Below are 16,285 nucleotides of genomic sequence, written 5' to 3'. Positions count from 1 at the left end.
ATCCACTTCGAAGGATGGTCCACTTCCGGGCTCGGGAACAACGACCGTTCGCTCAACGCTTACGTAGTGCCACTCAGGAAACGAGCGAAGGATCATGGAGCTCTACGAAATCGAGGGATTCCTCGCGGTCGCGGAACACCTGCATTTCGGGCGCGCCGCCGAACAGCTACACGTCTCCCCCAGCCGGGTCAGCCAGACCATCGGACAGCTCGAGCGCCGGGTGGGCGCCCAACTGTTCCGGCGCACCACCCGGCGGGTCGCCCTCACCCGCATAGGCGAGCAACTGCTGAGCGATCTACGACCGGGACACGAACAGATCCAGCAGGCCATCCGCCGCGCCATCGGCGCGGGCCGGGGCTTCGCGGGCACACTCACGGTGGGATTCATCGGCGCGGCCGCCGGACAGCTGTGTCACACCACCGCCGCGAGCTTTCGCACCGATCACCCCGAGACCGAACTGCATATTCGCGATGCCCAGCTCGCCGACGGATTGCGCTGGTTCACCAGCGGTTTCGACATGGTGCTGGTGAGCCGGCCGATCGAGGATCCGGGGCTGGTGCACGGTCCGGTGCTCATTACCGAACCGCGCGTGCTGGCGGTATCCACGACGCATCCGCTGGCGAGCCGGGACAAGATCGAACCGGAAGACCTGGCGGAGGTGACGCTGCTGGACGTGCCCGATACCGTGCCGCGCTCCTGGGTCGAGGACCATATTCCGGCCGAAACCCCTGCCGGGCGGCCAATTCCACGGGGCAGACTCGCGCACACCTTCCAGGAGGTGCTGGCCAGTATCGGCGCGGGCGAGGGCGCGTTCATCTGCGGCGCGCAGGTGGATCGGTTCTATCGGCGACCCGATATCGCGTTCGTGCCGATCATCGAAACCCCGCCCATGCACTGGGGTTTCACCTGGCGCGCCTGCGATGAGACCGCGCGCATCCGCGCCTTCGACGCGGGTGCGCACGCGATCGCATCGGGAAATATCAAGCGCGCCAACGAGATGTGAACGATTTGCGCGCGGGCAGCTCATCGCCGCGCTCGCGCACCCGCTCGGCGAGTTCGGCGCCGCGATCCTTCACCACCTCGCCCAGATCCGCGCCCCGGTCCTTCACGACCTCGGCCAGCGTCGCACCGCGATCCTTGACCACCTCCGAGAGCACCGCGGCACGCTCGCGGGCCGTCTCGGCCAATTGCGGACCGCGGTCCTTCAGCACATCGGCGAGCTCCGCGCCGCGATCCTTGACCACCTCGGAGAGTTCGGCGGCGCGCTCGCGGGCCGTCTCGGCCAGCTGCGGGCCGTGATCCTTGGCGAATTCGGCCAGGTGCGAGCCCTGCACCTGGGCCAGTTCGGCCAGATGCGCACCGGATTCCTGCGCGCGCTCGGCGAGCTGGGAGCCATGGGTCTGCGCGGCGTCGGCCAGCCCGGCCGTCCCGGCGGCCGCCCGTCCGGCCAGCTTCTTCCACCCGGGTGTGCCCCGCCCGCCGACATCACCCGAGGCGATGAGCAGACCACCCAGCAGGCTCACATCCTTCAGGAACCCCACCCGCTTGGCCGACCGCAGCGCCGGATCGGTCTCGGCCCAGAAGTCCTGTTCGGTGAGGGTCGCGGGAATCACGGTGGCCGCGAGCACGGCCGCGGCCAGTCGGGGCACCCGCCCGAAGGCCAGCAGCGCGCCACCGCCCACCTGCACCATGGCATTGATCCGCACCGCGCGTTCGGGGTCCGGCAGGCGATCGGCATAGCGTTCGGGCAATGCGCGCTGCGCCTGTTGCACCCGCACGGTGGCGGCCTTGGCGCGGTGCTGCGGATTGGCCAGGGTGTCCAATCCGTCGGCAATGAAGGCTGTCGCCAGGAGCGGGCGGGCAAGTCGTCGCATCAACATGTGAGGGGGTTCCTTCCAGGTCGCCGTTATTCCGGCGATACCCGGATCGAGCCTGCTAAACCCCCGGTGAATCGCCTGTTACGGGAATCTCGGTTTGCGGGCGGGCGCGCGGGGTACCCGAAGGGAAGGTTGATAACACAGCCGATCCAGGCGCGTCGCGCGTTCCACGCGGCCGTGCCAGCGCGACAGCCGACTTCCCCGCTGCGACGCAGTGCAGCCGACCTCCCCCGCGAGAGGCCGCGAGCGAATCGGCGGAAGTCGGAGTGCAACCGATGACCGAGAACAGCTACGACAATATCGAGGCGGCCTTCGAAGAGCTCGCCATCGCCGTAGAGAATTCCGATCCCAAACAAGAAATGTTGCGCGAGCGCATTATTCAGCGCTGCCTGCCACTCGCCGACCATATCGCGCGCCGATTCGCCGGGCGCGGTGAGGGTTTCGACGATCTGCAACAGGTGGCACGGGTGGGTCTGGTACAGGCCGTCGGCCGCTATGACGTCTCGCGCGGCTCCACCTTCCTGTCCTTCGCCATCCCCACCATCATGGGCGAGGTCCGGCGGCACTTCCGCGACTACACCTGGTCGGTGCGAGTTCCCCGGCGCACCAAGGAGATTCAGCTCCAGATCGGTGGAGCGGTGGAGCGGCTCGCACAGCGCCTGGGCCGGATGCCCAAGGCCCGCGAAATCGCCGCCGAACTCGGCGTCGACCTGCTCGAGGTCACCCAGGCCCTGGTCGCCGCCAATGCCTACCAGACCTCCTCACTGGACGCCTACACCAGCGACGACGGCGAGAACTCCCCCATCCCGCCCGCCGAAACCCTGGGCGGCGAGGATCCCGACTACGAACTCATCGAACAGCGCATGGCCGTCCGTCCGCACCTGATCGAACTCGGTGATCGCGAACGCGACATCCTCACCATGCGCTACTTCGAATCCAAAACCCAGAAACAGATCGCCGACAGCCTGGGCATCTCCCAGATGCACGTCTCCCGCATCCTCACCCGCACCCTCACTCAACTACGCGAGAGCGCCCTGGCCGACTGACCTCAGCGCGTTCCCACCCGCTCGAGCAGCCCGCGCAGGGTAGTGCGCTCGGCCGCGGACAACGCGGCGAACGATTCGGCCAGTACGGCGTCCGCGACCCGGTTGGCCGCGGCCAGCGTGTGCTCACCCGCCGGGGTCAGCCGATGCTCGATGGCCCGGCCGCGGCCGGGCGCACGCTCGATCAAGCCGCGAGCCAGTAGGCGATTGGCCAGGGTGCCGAAGGACTGTTCGCTCTGAAATGTCTCCTCGGCCAGCGCCCGCGCGGTGGAACCGGGCATGCGGTCGATCGCGCGCAGGGCATCCCACTGCGCGAGCGTGCTGCCCACCCCCGTCAGGGCATTGTCCAGGGCGCGATGGTGGCGATACTGGGCTTGTTTGATCGCCCGCCCCAGGGCTTGCAGATCAGGCATGGACAGCATGCTATCAGTTGACTAAGGTTGTTTATATCAACATGTTTAGTCAGCGAACGGGGATGACGGTCATGGACGAAATAGGCAGTGGCCCGGCCACTCTCGTACTGCACGGTGGCGCGGGACCGTTCAGCGTGGCGACTCTCGCCCACCAGCTCGGGCGCTCCCGCCGGGTGCTCACGCCCACCCATCCCGGCTGGAACGGCACCCCGCGACCGGCGGAGATCGACAGCATCGCCGATCTCGCCGCCGCCTACCTGCGCCTGCTCGGCGAGCGGGGACTGCGCGATGTGCTGGTGGTCGGATCCTCCATCGGCGGCTGGATCGCCGCCGAGATGGCCGCCCGGGACGAGGCGGAGCTGATCGGTGGGCTGATCCTCATCGACGCCACCGGCATATGGGTTGACGCGGAACCGATTCCGGATTTCTTCGCCCTCGACGCGCGGGCGATCGCCGAGCACTCCTATCACGATCCGGATCGGTTCCATCAGGACCCGACCACCGTGCCCGCCGCGCAAACCGCTGTGCGACAGGGGAATATGGCCGCGCTACGACATTTCGCGGGCGAGCCCTACATGCACGATCCGAGCCTGATCGATCGCCTCGCGGCGGTGCGGATCCCCGCGCTGCTGCTGTGGGGCGCGAGCGATCGGATCGTCACGCCCGCCTACGGTGCCGCGTACGCCGCCGCGTTCGGTGCTGCCCGCCTCGAAATCATCGGCGAGGCAGGGCATCTGCCGCAGCTCGAACAGCCCGAGGCGACCTTCGCGCGCATCGATGCCTATATCGACGAACTGGATCAGGCGCGGGCTCGGTAGGCCGCGACGGCGGTGGCGGTCTCCTCGGTCACCAGGTCGGCGTTGATCATGGCTCCGGCCATGGCTCCGGCCGCGGCGGAGGCTCCGACCTGGGCGGACATATCGGTGACATTGCCCGCGACCCAGACGCCGGGGATTTCGGTGCGGCCGGTGGGGTCGGTGGCGGGGATGTGCTCGCCCATGCCCGAGGGATGGTCGACGGCCTTCAGGCCAAGGGGTGCAAGGAAACTCGCTCGGGCCACCATGCGGGTGGCCACGGCCACCGCCGTGCGCGGGACCACGGTGCCGTCGGCCAGGCGTACGCCGACGATGTTCCCATCGGTGATCTCCAGCGCCGCCACGTCACCGGTCACCACCGGAATGCCCCGTGCCGCAAGCTGTTCGGCCTGTTCGGCCGTGGGCGGGACGTGATGGGCGAAATAGGTGATGTCCGGGCTCCACTGCCGGAACAGCAGCGCCTGATGCACCGACATGGGGCCGCTGCCCATGATGCCGATGGCCCGATCGCGCACCTCCCAGCCGTGGCAGTACGGACAGTGGATCACGTTGTGGCCCCACTGTTCTCGCAGTCCCGCGATATCCGGGAGCTCATCGACCAGGCCGGTGGTCACCAGCAGTCGGCGGGCGCGCACGGTTCGGCCGTCGGCCAATTCGACCGTGAAGCCCGGGACACCGGTTTCCACCACAGCGGCGGCGGAACTGCCGTCCGCAGCGGCCGAATCGCTGTCGCGGGTCGCGGCGACCACGGTGCCCGCGATGATCTGCCCGCCGTAGCCGCGTACTTCCGCGCGGCCGCGCTCGACCAATTCGGCCGGGGACATGCCCTCGCGGGCCAGTAGCCCGTGCACCCCGTCGGCGGGGGCGTTGCGCGGTTCGCCCGCATCGATCACCAGCACCGAGCGGCGAGCCCGCGCGAGCATGAGCGCGCCGTTCAATCCGGCCGCGCCGCCGCCGATCACCACCGTGTCATAGCTGTCCGCCAGCTGATCCGTCATCACGACCTCCTCGTTCGTCTGCTTCGACAATGCGAGAACACCCACAAATCTGGCAAGTAATGTTGCCGATACGGCAAAATCGAAGCATGGACTCCGAACTCGATCAGGCCCTGGACGCGGTCGGCCCGCGCCTGCGGGAGCTACGCCGCAAGCGTGACACCACCCTCGCGGAACTGTCCGCGAGCACCGGAATCTCGGTGAGCACGCTGTCCCGGCTGGAATCCGGGGCCCGGCGCCCCACCCTGGAACTGCTGCTTCCCCTCGCCAAGGCGCACGGGGTGACGCTGGACGAACTGGTGGACGCGCCCGCCACCGGCGATCCGCGCATCCATCTGCGCCCGGTCTCCATGAACGGGATGACCATGGTCCCGCTCACCCGGCGCGCGGGCGGCATCCAGGCCTACAAGCTGGTGATTCCGGGCGGCAGCCGCCAGGAACCGGATCCGCGCACGCACGAGGGCTACGAATGGATGTACATCCTCAACGGCCGGCTGCGCGTGGTGCTGGGCAACCACGATTTCGTCATGTCACCCGGCGAGGCGGCCGAATTCGACACCCGCGAACCGCACTGGTTCGGTTCGGCCGACGGCAATCCGGTCGAATTCCTCAGCCTCTTCGGCAAACAGGGCGAACGCGCACACCTGCGCGCCCGCCCCAAACCCAAGGATCAATGACCGGCGTGCGCATGTTCGGCGCACAGGCAGCCGATCCCGTTCTCGATCCATTCGCGACCGGCCCACTCCGGATGCCGCGCAAGCACTATCGCCCGCACCTCCGCGATGATCGTCTCCTGGCTCACGGCGCTGTCACGGCGCACCCGGGTCTCCTCGCGCAGCAGTCGCAGATAGTCGCGCACATCGGCGAGTAGCTCGGCGCCGCCGATCGCACCGTGCCCCGGCACCACCGTGCCCGGCCGTTCGGCGAGGAGCCGTTCCATGACCTCGAGCCAGCCGATCCCCGAGACATCGGTGTCGTACGGCGGGAACCACGGGAAGATGGCGAACTGACCCGCCTCCACCAGATCACCGGTGAAAAGCACGTCCGCGTCCGGGATTTCGATCACCTGATCGCCCAGACTGTGCCCGCGGCCGGTGGCCCGCAAGCGCACCAGCCGACCGCCCAGGTCCAGCTCGTACTCACTCTCGTAGACCAGATCCGGCGCGACGAGCCGCACATCGTCGAGCCGTCGCGCCACCGAATCGCCCAGGCCCCGGAACATTTCGAGATATGCCGCGCCCTTGCGCTCCAGATCCAGGGCCTGCGCCCGATTGATCAGATAGGTCGCCGCATCCGCGAACACCTCCGCACCGAAGGCGTGCTCGGGATGGAAATGCGTTGTGGTCAAATACAATCGGCGTCCGGCGGCGTAGTCGGCCGCGAATTCCAGCACCGCTTCCGCATTGCGCGGACCCATACCTGTATCGACCACCAGCACCGCCTCGCGGCCGCCGATCACCCCGATATTGGGCACCAGCGCCGCACCCCGATTCTCGATCACCACCAGATCGCGGGAGACTTCGCGCGCCTGCCCGGTTCGCACCTCGGGATCCGGGATCGGCTGTTCGGGCGTCACCGCTGCGGTCATCATGCACTCCTGTCCTCGACTGCCTCCAGTCCACCGACGGCGCCGCGCACCGTCCAACACCCGTTCCGGCCGCCCGATACCCCACGGGTATCGTTGCCGCTGATGGACTTACGCACGCTGCGCTATTTCGTGGCGGTAGCCGAGGAGCTGCATTTCGGCCGGGCCGCCGCCCGCCTGCACATGTCCCAGCCGCCACTGAGCCGCGCCATTCGGCACTTGGAAACCGAACTCGGCAGCGTACTGCTGCTGCGCTCCCCCGCCGGGGTCACGCTGACCGCCGCCGGTGCGGCGCTCTACGACGAGGCGCGCGCACTGCTGGCGCAGGCCGAACAGGCTCGCGCCAAGGTGCGCGCCATCGCCGAATCGGCCTCGCTCACCCTGGGCACGCTCGGTGACAGCGCCGAACAGGCGGGCGCGGATCTGGTCACGGAATTCCGGCGTGTGCATCCCGATATCCGGGTGCGCGTGCGCGAATTCGATTTCACCGATCCGACCGCGGGGCTCAAAGCCGGGCTGACCGATCTGGCGCTCACCCGAACTCCGTTCGAGCACAATGGAATCGCGGTGCATCCACTGCGCGCGGATCCGATCGGGGTGATTGTGCGCGATGACGATCCGCTCGCCGGGCGCGACCGGATCGAACTTCGTGAACTCGCGGACCGGCAGTGGTTCCGGTTACCCGAGGGCACCGATCCGGTGTGGCAGGCGTATTGGACCCGGCCCGAACTGGGGCACGGTGACGGTCCGGTGGTGCGTACCGTGCACGAATGCATGCAGGCCGTGCTCTGGAACGGGTCGATCGGTCTCGCACCGCTGGCGCACGCGCTGCCGCGGGGATTGCGGGCGGTGCCGATCGGCGATGCCCCGCCGAGCCACCTGGTGGTGGCGTGGCCTCGGGCCGATACGAATCCGCTCATCGAGTCGTTCCGGCGCATTGCCGCCGAGCTGTATCGAATCGGCTGATCACCCCCGGCTAGCAACCAAGCACTTGCTTGTTTTGTCGCGGTGGACTACGAATGAGGTGGTATCGACCTGTTCAAAGTCGTCGCGCCCGAGTGCGCGACACGCACCGAAGGAAGTGAATGGACGACTTCGGTCACCGGCCCGGGGCAGCACTCGTACTGGGCGCCAGCGGCGGACTCGGCCTCGCCGTCGCGCACATGCTCATCGAGCGCGGCAGTCATGTGGGGCTGACCTACTTCCGCTCGGCGGGCAAACTCGATCCGCTGTTCACCTTCGCCAAGGAGCGCGAGCGACGCGCACGGTCCTGGCGACTCGATCTCACCGACGCCGATCGCGCCGCCGAGGTCACCGCGCAGGTGGCTGCCGAATTCGGTGGCATCCACACCCTGGTCTACGCCGCCGGACCGCATATCCCGATGCGGCATCTGAGCCGAATCTCCCCGGCGGACTTCCGATCTCAGCTCATCGACGACGCCGGCGGATTCTTCAACGCCGTACACGCCGCGCTCCCGCATCTGCGCGAGACCCAAGGCAATATCGTCGCCATCAGCACCGCCGCCACCGCGCGCTTCCCCATCCGCGATGGCCTCTCCAGCGGGCCGAAAGCCGCTGTGGAGGCACTGGTTCGGGGCATCGCCGCCGAAGAGGGCCGGTTCGGGATTCGCGCCAACTGCGTCGGACCGGGCATGACCACCGACGGTATGGCGGATCGGCTGATCAGCTCGGGTGAACTCGACGAGCACGCGCTGGAGATCACCCGGGCCAATATTCCATTGCGCCGCTTCGGAAATGCCGAGGACATCGCCGAAGCGGTGTGCTTCCTGGCCTCGGACCGCGCCGACTTCATCAGCGGGCAGAAACTCGATATCGACGGCGGCTACGGGGTGTAGCTCACCGATCCGAGACGTTGATCCCGATGGTGTGCGCGAAGATCGGGGCCAGATCCATCAGCTGCAAGCTGGTGATCGTGGCCCCGCGCAGCGATTCCACCCCCTCGTAGACGCCGATCGAGCGCGCGGTGCGCAGATCCACCTTGGACAGGGTGGCCTTGCGCATGGACAGCGCCTCGATCTCGGTGCCCGGAAAGGTGACCGAGGTCAGCTTCGCCTCGCCGATATCCACGTGGCGCAGTACACAATCGGTGAACGACACCTCGTTCAGATGCGCGCCGCGCAGGTTCACCGAATCGAATTTGCAGTTGTAGAACTTGACCCGGCGCAGCCGCGCCCCGAACGCCTCCACCCCCGACCACGCGTTCATCACCAATTCCGCGTCCATCCACGAGGTTTCGGACAGATCGGCGCGAGTCCACTGGGTGCCCTGAATCCACACATCGTTGAACCTGGTGTGCCGCAACGAACCACCGGTGATGGCACCGCCGGTGATGGCGCATTCGGTGAGCTGCGCGCCGCGCACCTCGGCGTCCTCGAGCCGCATCCCCTCGAAGAGGGCGCAATCGTATTCACCCTCCATGGTGATCTCGTCACGCTCCTGAAGGAAACGCGCGAACGACAGATCGGCCAAATCCCGCGGCATCGAAGATCCTCACCTCTGCTCGGCAACCAGTGCCGTCGACCGTAGCCGAAGCCGCCGACAGGCCGATGCGGGGCGTAGGCTGCCAGAAAGGCACGACCCGAGATTCACTTCCTCGCACCGAGAGGTTCGACCGTGACGAAAATCGGAGTCACCGGAGCGACCGGCAAGCTCGGCACCCTCGTCGCCCAGCGCCTCGCCGCAGCGGGGGCCGACCTGCGCCTGATCGCCCGCAAACCCGGTAAACAGCTGCCCATTCCCGACGCCGAGGTGCGCTTCGCCCCCTACGGTGACGGGCCCAGATTCGAGCTCGCGACCAGCGGGGTGGAAACGCTGCTGCTGGTCTCGGCCATGGAGAGCGATCTGCGCGTGGCCGAGCACACCACCGCCATCGAGGCCGCCGTGGCGGCCGGGGTGCGGCGCATCGTCTACATCTCGTTCCAGGGCGCCGCGCCCGAGGCCACGTTCACCTTCGCGCGCGATCACTGGTACACCGAACAGCAGATCCGCCAGACCGAACTGGCCTTCACGGTATTGCGGGACAACAACTATCAGATCCATCTGCCCGCACTCGCCGATCCGGAGACCGGGGTGATCCGCGGACCCGCCGGTGACGGCCGGGTCGCGGCGGTGGCGCACGAGGACATCGCCGATGTGGCCACCGCGGTGCTGCTCGATGATCAGTTGCTGCACAACGAGATACGCGATGTCACCGGGCCGGAGGCGCTGAACCTGGACGAGGTCGCCGCCATCCTGAGCAAGCACACCGATCGCGATATCACCTATAAACCCGAATCGATACCCGAGGCCTACGAGAGTCGATCGAAATACGGTGCGCCGGACTGGATGGTCGCCGGTTGGGTGACCTCGTATCAGGCCATCGCCACCGGTGAACTCGCGACGGTATCCAGTACCGTGGAGGCGATCACCGGCCATCCGCCCATCGCCTTCGACCGCTACCTCACCACCCATCCCGAAGTGCTGGACCGCCTGCGGAACCGAACCTGAGGTCAGTGCGCCGCGATGGCGGTGAGCAGATCGCGCACCACCGCCATCAGCGCGGCCGGGGACGGATCCTTGTGCAGCGCAACCAGATCATCCTGTAGGCGCTGCGGTAAGGCCGGGTCCGACTGATCGGCCAGCGCCTGCCACACCTCGCGCACCTGCCCCTCGCTCAACTGTGCCAGCGGCGCCACCACGTCCTCGATCTGCGCTCCGTCCAACCGCGGATCCGCCGCGGCCACCCGCACCCGCGCGGCGACAGTAGGAGGCAAATGACCGGCGACAACCTGCAGCAGTGTCTTCACCCACCCGAGCGTATGTGCCGATCCGACACCCCACCCCGCTTTCGCCGTTCCCACCATCGGTGCAACATTTTCGCTGCGGTATTGGAATATTCGCGATTCGACGCGTAGCGTTCCGCGCAGGCGAAAGCACCACCGACCCGAGGACGATGCGACGATGAGCCAGGCGTTCGACGCTTGGAAGCGGACCATTACGCGCGGGGCGAGCACCCGCGCCATCGCGGAACGCTTGGACAGCAATGGGCCGCGCATCAAGCGGCATCTGGAGGAATCGGATCCGCCGGTGGCGGACACCGTGATCGAACTCGCGCGCGCCTACGGCGCCAACCCCGTCGAGGGCCTCATCGCCGCGGGTCTGCTGAACCGCAGCGATGTCGACCACGCCGCCACCCGGGACGCGCTCAGCGCGGTGCCCATGCTGCAACTGCTCGAGGAGGCGGTGGCCCGCGAACGCCAGGCCGTGGACCGCCGCGCCCCCGAACCGGAGCGGCACACCGACGATACGCACGGCCGCCGCATCAAACGACGACGCATCGGAGAGGGAATGCTGTGATGGTGCCCGTCCTGCTGGTGACCGCGGGCATCATCGGCACGGTCGCGGTCGCCCTGCGACTCACGCTGTGGCGCAGCCAACCTCGATCGCGGCCACTCACGGTGGCACTGGCCTTGCTGATGGCAGCGGCCATTCTCACCCAGCCCGCGATCATCAGCAACGAATGGGTCGACCAGGCCACCCCGGACAGCGTCCGACTCGCCAACGCGGGCAACCTCATCGGCGATCTGGTCGCCCTCGCCGCGGCCTGCTGTCTGGTACTGACCGTCGGGCAGGCCTGGGGCCGAAGGCAATTGACGCGCTGGACCGGACTGGTCTTCGGTATCGCGAGCGTGGCGCTGATCGTCCTCTACGCCGTCTCCGAAGCCCATGTCACGCCCACCATGTACGTGGGCCGATTGCGCGGCCTGGCAATGACATACATCTACATCACCGCCACGGCCCTGCTGGTGGCGAATCTCGCGGTGCTGGCGTCGGTGCTGTACTCGTTCTCCGCGTCCACCCGCGACACCCGAATCGCCCTGCTTCCCATGGCGATCGGCGCGGCCATCGGCACCCTGCTGGTGCTGCTGTTGATCGTGGAGAGCATCTGGCCCAACAGCTTCGGCGACTGGTATCTCGAATACGCCTGGCCCACGGCCGCTCTCATGGTCATCGCCTACGCCGTCTCCGGCATACTCGGGTATCGCCGGCTGCGGCGTACGGGCACCACCGCGGACGCCGCGGTCTGATCGCCCCTCACGTGCTGCTGCCCCGGCTCGCGATCCACTCGTTGCCGCGGACGACGGCCTGATCCAGGGGCGCGAGCAGCACATTCGAGGCGGGGATGATGTCGTCCGGGCCGAGCACCTCGCGCAGACCGGTGCGTTCCAGGGCCTGCGCCAGCGCGGGCCGAACACCGGCGAGGATCAATTGGCCACCCTGATCGTGCAACGTGCCCGCGTAGCGGCGGAACAGTTTCAGCATGGCCGAGGAGGGGATATCGGGTGCCGAGCGCAGCACCAGGACCAGGACCGCGTCGCGCGCACCCGTGAGATCGGGGAGTCCGGCCTCCAGGCGCGGTAGTTCGGCGAAGAAGCTGGAACCGTCGTAATTCAGGACCGTCACCTCCCCCGGCGGCAGTGTCGACGGCACCCGCGTCGTACTCCAGGTGCCCGTCGAATCCCGGTGCAGCGCGGTCAGTTCGGTGCCGCGGGTGGCCTGCACGCAGTACAGCAGCAGCGACAGCATCGCACCGATCACGATCGCCTGCTGCAACGGCAACTGCGTGGTGGCGGCGAAGGTCGCGATCATGGCGGCCGTGGACAGCTTCGAGGTGCGCCACACCATGACGATATCGGCGCGCTTACCCCAGATCAGCTCACCGCCCACCACCAGGATCAGCCCGCCGATCACCGGCACCGGAATCCGTTCGGCCAGACCGGCACAGGTCAGCACCACCACCGCCAGGAAGACGCCCGAGATGATGCCCGCCCAGCGGGTGCGCGCGCCCACACTGGCCGCCACACCCGTACGCGAGAGCGAACCGCCCGCGGGCAGCGCCTGGAACAGGCCACCGCCGATATTGGCCACACCCTGGGAAATGAAGTCCCCGTTCATATTCGAACGGGACCCATCCGGATTCGGCATGGACGGCGCGACACCGGCGGCCTGCGCCAGCGCGACCAGCGCCACCGAGAACGCCCCGGGCAGCAGCTGCGGCACCGCATCGAGATTCGGCAGCGACAGCCCCGGCAGCGCGGCGGGAATCTCCGCGATGCCGCGCACCAGATCCACATCCACCCCGAACACCGCGACCCCGACACTGACCACCACCATGGCGACCAGCAGCGCCAGCGATTCGAGTTTGGGCACCAGCCGCGCCAGCGCCCACACCACGATGGTGGCGATCGCGACCAGCGTCGTGGTGGTGTGCCAGTGCGAGATTCCGGTGATCCAGTGCCATACCTGCACGAGTTTGTTGTGGCCGGCCGGTTTGTACTCGGTGGCGTCCTCGAACACGCCGGTGATGATCGAGAGCGCGATACCGGTGGAGAAGCCGATCATCACCGCGTTCGAGACGAAGCTCAGCACCACCCCGAGCCGCAGCAGACCCATGATCACCATCACCAGGCCCACCAGAATCGCCAGTGCCGCAACGTTTCCCATATCGTGCGGATCCAATCCGGCATCGGCGAGCACCGATTGACCGGTCAGCGCGATGGCACTGGTGAGCGTGGTGACCATGAGCACCGTGGACGCGGTCAGCGAACCGAAGATCGGCGGCATCACCCCGGCGTAGAGCCCGGCCACCGGATTGAATCCGGCGATCGAGGCATAGGCCATTCCCTCCGGAATGCTGAACAATCCGGTCGCCATGCCCGCGGTGACATCGGCGGCGGTGGGTTTGCCGATCCTGGTCCGAGCGCGCCCCAGCCAATTCGCCGCCCTGCCCGGTGCGCTCACCCGGCGCACCCGATATCGAGCCCGTGCGCATCCATGCTGTCTCCTGCCGATTCGACTGGAACATCTCTAACCGGTGCTGCCCCGGTCCGAACTCACACGTCCCGGGTGAAATCGCACGCGCGGCCCCGATACCGGGGCATCGATCAGGAGGAAACGCTGGCCGGGGTGCGGGAGATACGCCCGCCCAGGCGCTCGTTCACCGCGAACCCGTGTTTGCGGCACCAGGCCGCCAGCATCGGGACGGCCGAATCGTCATCGCGATAGGTGGGCACCAGCTGACCGACCACGGTCAGATGATGAGCGTCCGCGGCCCGGCAGAGCTGTTGCAGCACAGCACTTCCCAGCCCGGTCCCGCGCAACTCCGGATTGACCGTGATGTTGTCGAGCTTGATGGTGTCGGCATACACGTCGAACACCACATCGACGAGATCGTCACTGCGGCGCAGGGATTCGATATCGGCGGGCAGCGGGCGCAGCACCCCGGGCAGATGGTCCGCGAGCCGTCCGCGCGCCGCCTCATCGGGGGCGGCACGGGTCAGCGCGACCAGCTGCTCGGTCAGATCGGCCACCGCCACCCGATCGCCCAGCGCCGCCAGCGGACGGGTCTGTTCGGCCAGCGCGGCCAGCACGCGCAGCTGACGAGTCCAGTGCGGATCGGTGGTCTCGTATTCGGTGATCAGATCGGCCAGGGTGAACTCCAGGCCGAACGAGCTGCCACGGCTGCGGATATATCCACCGGACAGCACGCCCCAGCGGCGGTCGTCCGCGCCGACGCCGTGCTGGGCCAGCTCGCGCAGCAGCACATCGCGACGACCGGTGGCATTGGCGATGCTGGAGCCGGGCAGCCGATGCAACCAGCGCCGCCACCCGGTGAGATTGGCCCGAATCCGGCTGCCCGCGACATCACCGCTGGCCGCCAAGTAGTTGCACAACGCTTGCTGTCTTCGCTCCAGCAGCTCATGCGCCCGCTCGAAACCCGGTGCTTCCGGAAGCGATCTGCCCTCACTCATATCAAACAAGCTAGCGTTCGACACCTGAGTCGCAGGTAATCGGCACGCTCCAGATCGGTCGCAATCCTTCGGCGGCGCATGATGCGGCTACCTCCGCACGGTTTGCTGATAGTTCCAACCCGGCTGTGACGGGGCATCGGACAGCGCCTGCACCCGATCGATCAACGCGTGCTCGTAGCGGCGAGCCTGCCGCCGATCCATTCGGGTCGCCGCCCGCAGGCCCGCGCGGGCGCGACGGCGACTGCGCCGGGTGAGCAGCGACGCCAACTGCTGTTCGGTGCCCAGTGTGCGCGCCGACGGCTGAGCGATGCTGGTGCGCAACCATTTCCGCTCGGTACCCAGCACCCAGCGGTAGGCCAGGCCGAAGATCAGCAGATCGATGACCACCGGGAAGAAGAGCATCAGCACGCCCGGACCGTTCGGGCGCGGCGCGTCGAAGACGAAATGCATGGTCACCGCCATGGCGTAGAACAGCGCGAAGAAGCCGACCCGCCAACCCCATGAGCGATCGATGCGCAGCAGCAGCACCACGATGCCGACACCCACCAGCGCCGACATCGCCCAGTGCGAGGTGAACGCGGTGATCAGCCGCAAAACCGCCACGATCAGCACATCCGCGATGGGATCCTGCGGCGCGCCCAGCGCGGTCTGCACGCTGTACAGGCAATCCTCGGAGATCTGCGCGCCCAATCCGACGAAACCGCCGATGAGCAGACCGTCCATGGGCCGGCGCAGCCGCGCCCGGAACAGCACCGCCACGATCGCGATACCGATGGCCTTGATGAACTCCTCATCGATGGGCGCGGCGATCGCGGCCTGCCAATCGCTCCCGAATTGATCGCCGCCGAGTTTCGTAACCACTTGCGTCACATGATCATTCGCCCACAGTGCCAGGCCCGGCCAGACCGTCGCGCCCCAGATGAAACCCATCAGAATCGGCGCGATCAATCGTCGCCGCGCTCGAAAAGGGTCCAGCTCGAACAACACCCAGCCGAAGAACACCAGCGTCAGCGCGGTCACCGGGAGCGCGGCCAGCGCCTGCGCCCCGCCGAACCACACCATGCCCGCCGCCTGCGCCAGGAATATCAGCGGACCGGCGGCGACCACCACGCAGTAGACCCAGAACAGCGCGGATCGGGGCTGGAACCAGCCCGGCGCGGTCATACCTCCACCGCCCTGCTCGATGCCAGCACCGCGAGAATCATGGCCCGGCCCGCCTCCCGGGTCGGCCCCGTGACGGTGATGGTCACCGCGATATCACCGGAATTGGCGACCGCGCACACACCGCCCGCCGTATCGGGCAGCACACACATCAGGCCGTGGAACGAACCCGCCTCGATGGCATTGCCGTCGAAACGCACCTGCTGCCCGGACGCGCGCAGCGGCAGCAGCAGTCGCGGTGCGGCGGTATCGAAATCGGTGATGCCGTCCACCACCGAGACACCCAGCCGCTGCTCACCGATATCGGAATCGAAGATCGCGGCGGATTGATCACCGGTGGCGATGCGGCGCATGGCCTCCGGGACCGCGAAGGTGACACCGTTGGATGGATCCTCGGTGCCGTGCACCGCGCCGATACCGCTCGCGGTCAGCGTGACCTCGGTACCCGCCGCGACCGCGGTCTCCCGGGTGGGCACCGCGGCGTCCAGCAGCGGTGGCACCACGGCTATCACGGCGAGGGCGGCCACCGCCGCCAGCGCCGGTCCCACCGAATGAATCAGGCGCGCCATGACTTCCAGCCTCCCG

19 protein-coding genes are annotated in these 16,285 nt (G+C 67.7%); 9 read left to right on the top strand and 10 right to left on the bottom strand.

The genetic code is table 11. The features are described 5' to 3' along the window. Positions 1 to 94 precede the first annotated feature (94 nt). Entirely contained in the window at positions 95 to 1,003 is a 909-nt protein-coding gene (locus ACFVUS_RS00245; RefSeq protein ID WP_387760927.1) for a LysR family transcriptional regulator, read from the top strand. On the opposite strand, the gene ACFVUS_RS00240 is transcribed toward ACFVUS_RS00245, so the two are convergent. After that, positions 981 to 1,880: a DoxX family membrane protein gene (locus tag ACFVUS_RS00240; RefSeq protein WP_387760926.1), complete on the bottom strand. Its 900-nt coding sequence runs from the start codon at positions 1,878 to 1,880 to the stop codon at positions 981 to 983. The genes ACFVUS_RS00245 and ACFVUS_RS00240 overlap by 23 nt on opposite strands. A gap of 272 nt (positions 1,881 to 2,152) precedes the next feature. Here ACFVUS_RS00240 and ACFVUS_RS00235 point away from each other — a divergent pair, with 272 nt between their 5' ends. Further along, the gene (locus tag ACFVUS_RS00235; protein WP_387760925.1) at positions 2,153 to 2,923 is read left to right on the top strand and encodes an RNA polymerase sigma factor SigF; all 771 of its coding nucleotides are present in this window, start codon (positions 2,153 to 2,155) and stop codon (positions 2,921 to 2,923) included. A 2-nt stretch (positions 2,924 to 2,925) separates the two neighbouring features. On the opposite strand, the gene ACFVUS_RS00230 is transcribed toward ACFVUS_RS00235, so the two are convergent. Next, complete coding sequence (locus tag ACFVUS_RS00230) at positions 2,926 to 3,333, bottom strand: MarR family winged helix-turn-helix transcriptional regulator (protein ID WP_387760924.1); 408 nt, start codon at positions 3,331 to 3,333, stop codon at positions 2,926 to 2,928. Positions 3,334 to 3,404: 71 nt separating this feature from the next. Between ACFVUS_RS00230 and ACFVUS_RS00225 the strand changes: the two genes are divergently transcribed. Then, positions 3,405 to 4,151, top strand: coding sequence for an alpha/beta fold hydrolase (locus tag ACFVUS_RS00225; RefSeq protein ID WP_387760923.1), 747 nt, complete (start codon positions 3,405 to 3,407; stop codon positions 4,149 to 4,151). Here ACFVUS_RS00225 and ACFVUS_RS00220 read toward each other — a convergent pair. After that, positions 4,133 to 5,146: an NAD(P)/FAD-dependent oxidoreductase gene (locus tag ACFVUS_RS00220; protein ID WP_387760922.1), complete on the bottom strand. Its 1,014-nt coding sequence runs from the start codon at positions 5,144 to 5,146 to the stop codon at positions 4,133 to 4,135. The genes ACFVUS_RS00225 and ACFVUS_RS00220 overlap by 19 nt on opposite strands. Before the next feature lie 86 nt (positions 5,147 to 5,232). On the opposite strand from ACFVUS_RS00220, the gene ACFVUS_RS00215 reads away from it, so the two are divergent. Beyond that, positions 5,233 to 5,820 (top strand): XRE family transcriptional regulator, encoded by a 588-nt coding sequence (locus ACFVUS_RS00215; protein ID WP_364632943.1) that lies wholly within the window; start codon positions 5,233 to 5,235, stop codon positions 5,818 to 5,820. On the opposite strand, the gene ACFVUS_RS00210 is transcribed toward ACFVUS_RS00215, so the two are convergent. Further along, positions 5,814 to 6,731: an MBL fold metallo-hydrolase gene (locus tag ACFVUS_RS00210; RefSeq protein WP_387760921.1), complete on the bottom strand. Its 918-nt coding sequence runs from the start codon at positions 6,729 to 6,731 to the stop codon at positions 5,814 to 5,816. The genes ACFVUS_RS00215 and ACFVUS_RS00210 overlap by 7 nt on opposite strands. A 102-nt stretch (positions 6,732 to 6,833) precedes the next feature. Between ACFVUS_RS00210 and ACFVUS_RS00205 the strand changes: the two genes are divergently transcribed. Next, the gene (locus ACFVUS_RS00205; RefSeq protein ID WP_387760920.1) at positions 6,834 to 7,694 is read left to right on the top strand and encodes a LysR family transcriptional regulator; all 861 of its coding nucleotides are present in this window, start codon (positions 6,834 to 6,836) and stop codon (positions 7,692 to 7,694) included. Positions 7,695 to 7,813: 119 nt separating this feature from the next. Then, positions 7,814 to 8,584: an SDR family NAD(P)-dependent oxidoreductase gene (locus ACFVUS_RS00200; RefSeq protein ID WP_387760919.1), complete on the top strand. Its 771-nt coding sequence runs from the start codon at positions 7,814 to 7,816 to the stop codon at positions 8,582 to 8,584. A 1-nt stretch (position 8,585) separates the two neighbouring features. Here ACFVUS_RS00200 and ACFVUS_RS00195 read toward each other — a convergent pair whose 3' ends face one another. Then, the gene (locus tag ACFVUS_RS00195) at positions 8,586 to 9,230 is read right to left on the bottom strand and encodes a pentapeptide repeat-containing protein (protein ID WP_387760918.1); all 645 of its coding nucleotides are present in this window, start codon (positions 9,228 to 9,230) and stop codon (positions 8,586 to 8,588) included. A 132-nt stretch (positions 9,231 to 9,362) separates the two neighbouring features. Here ACFVUS_RS00195 and ACFVUS_RS00190 point away from each other — a divergent pair, with 132 nt between their 5' ends. After that, the gene (locus ACFVUS_RS00190; protein ID WP_387760917.1) at positions 9,363 to 10,235 is read left to right on the top strand and encodes an SDR family oxidoreductase; all 873 of its coding nucleotides are present in this window, start codon (positions 9,363 to 9,365) and stop codon (positions 10,233 to 10,235) included. A 2-nt stretch (positions 10,236 to 10,237) separates the two neighbouring features. Here ACFVUS_RS00190 and ACFVUS_RS00185 read toward each other — a convergent pair whose 3' ends face one another. Then, entirely contained in the window at positions 10,238 to 10,534 is a 297-nt protein-coding gene (locus ACFVUS_RS00185; protein WP_387760916.1) for a hypothetical protein, read from the bottom strand. A 154-nt stretch (positions 10,535 to 10,688) separates the two neighbouring features. Here ACFVUS_RS00185 and ACFVUS_RS00180 point away from each other — a divergent pair, with 154 nt between their 5' ends. Continuing rightward, positions 10,689 to 11,084, top strand: coding sequence for a hypothetical protein (locus ACFVUS_RS00180; protein ID WP_387760915.1), 396 nt, complete (start codon positions 10,689 to 10,691; stop codon positions 11,082 to 11,084). Then, positions 11,081 to 11,815, top strand: a complete 735-nt coding sequence (locus ACFVUS_RS00175) for a hypothetical protein (protein WP_387760914.1) — start codon at positions 11,081 to 11,083, stop codon at positions 11,813 to 11,815. The genes ACFVUS_RS00180 and ACFVUS_RS00175 overlap by 4 nt, the downstream gene beginning before the upstream one ends. 7 nt (positions 11,816 to 11,822) lie before the next feature. On the opposite strand, the gene ACFVUS_RS00170 is transcribed toward ACFVUS_RS00175, so the two are convergent. The 4 genes from ACFVUS_RS00170 to ACFVUS_RS00155 all read right to left on the bottom strand — a co-directional run bounded on the left by ACFVUS_RS00170 (position 11,823) and on the right by ACFVUS_RS00155 (position 16,269). Continuing rightward, positions 11,823 to 13,529, bottom strand: coding sequence for a SulP family inorganic anion transporter (locus tag ACFVUS_RS00170; protein WP_387760913.1), 1,707 nt, complete (start codon positions 13,527 to 13,529; stop codon positions 11,823 to 11,825). Positions 13,530 to 13,672: 143 nt separating this feature from the next. Beyond that, on the bottom strand, positions 13,673 to 14,539 hold the full coding sequence (locus ACFVUS_RS00165) for a GNAT family N-acetyltransferase (RefSeq protein ID WP_387760912.1): 867 nt from the start codon (positions 14,537 to 14,539) through the stop codon (positions 13,673 to 13,675). 87 nt (positions 14,540 to 14,626) lie between these two features. After that, positions 14,627 to 15,703, bottom strand: a complete 1,077-nt coding sequence (locus ACFVUS_RS00160; protein ID WP_387760911.1) for a PrsW family intramembrane metalloprotease — start codon at positions 15,701 to 15,703, stop codon at positions 14,627 to 14,629. Beyond that, positions 15,700 to 16,269, bottom strand: a complete 570-nt coding sequence (locus tag ACFVUS_RS00155; RefSeq protein ID WP_387760910.1) for a hypothetical protein — start codon at positions 16,267 to 16,269, stop codon at positions 15,700 to 15,702. The genes ACFVUS_RS00160 and ACFVUS_RS00155 overlap by 4 nt, the downstream gene beginning before the upstream one ends. Positions 16,270 to 16,285 lie beyond the last annotated feature (16 nt).

It is taken from the genome of Nocardia sp. NPDC058058, assembly GCF_042885355.1.
GTDB lineage: Bacteria > Actinomycetota > Actinomycetes > Mycobacteriales > Mycobacteriaceae > Nocardia.
The sequence above is the reverse complement of the archived record's forward strand: the minus strand, read 5'-3'. Positions and strand labels throughout refer to the sequence as shown.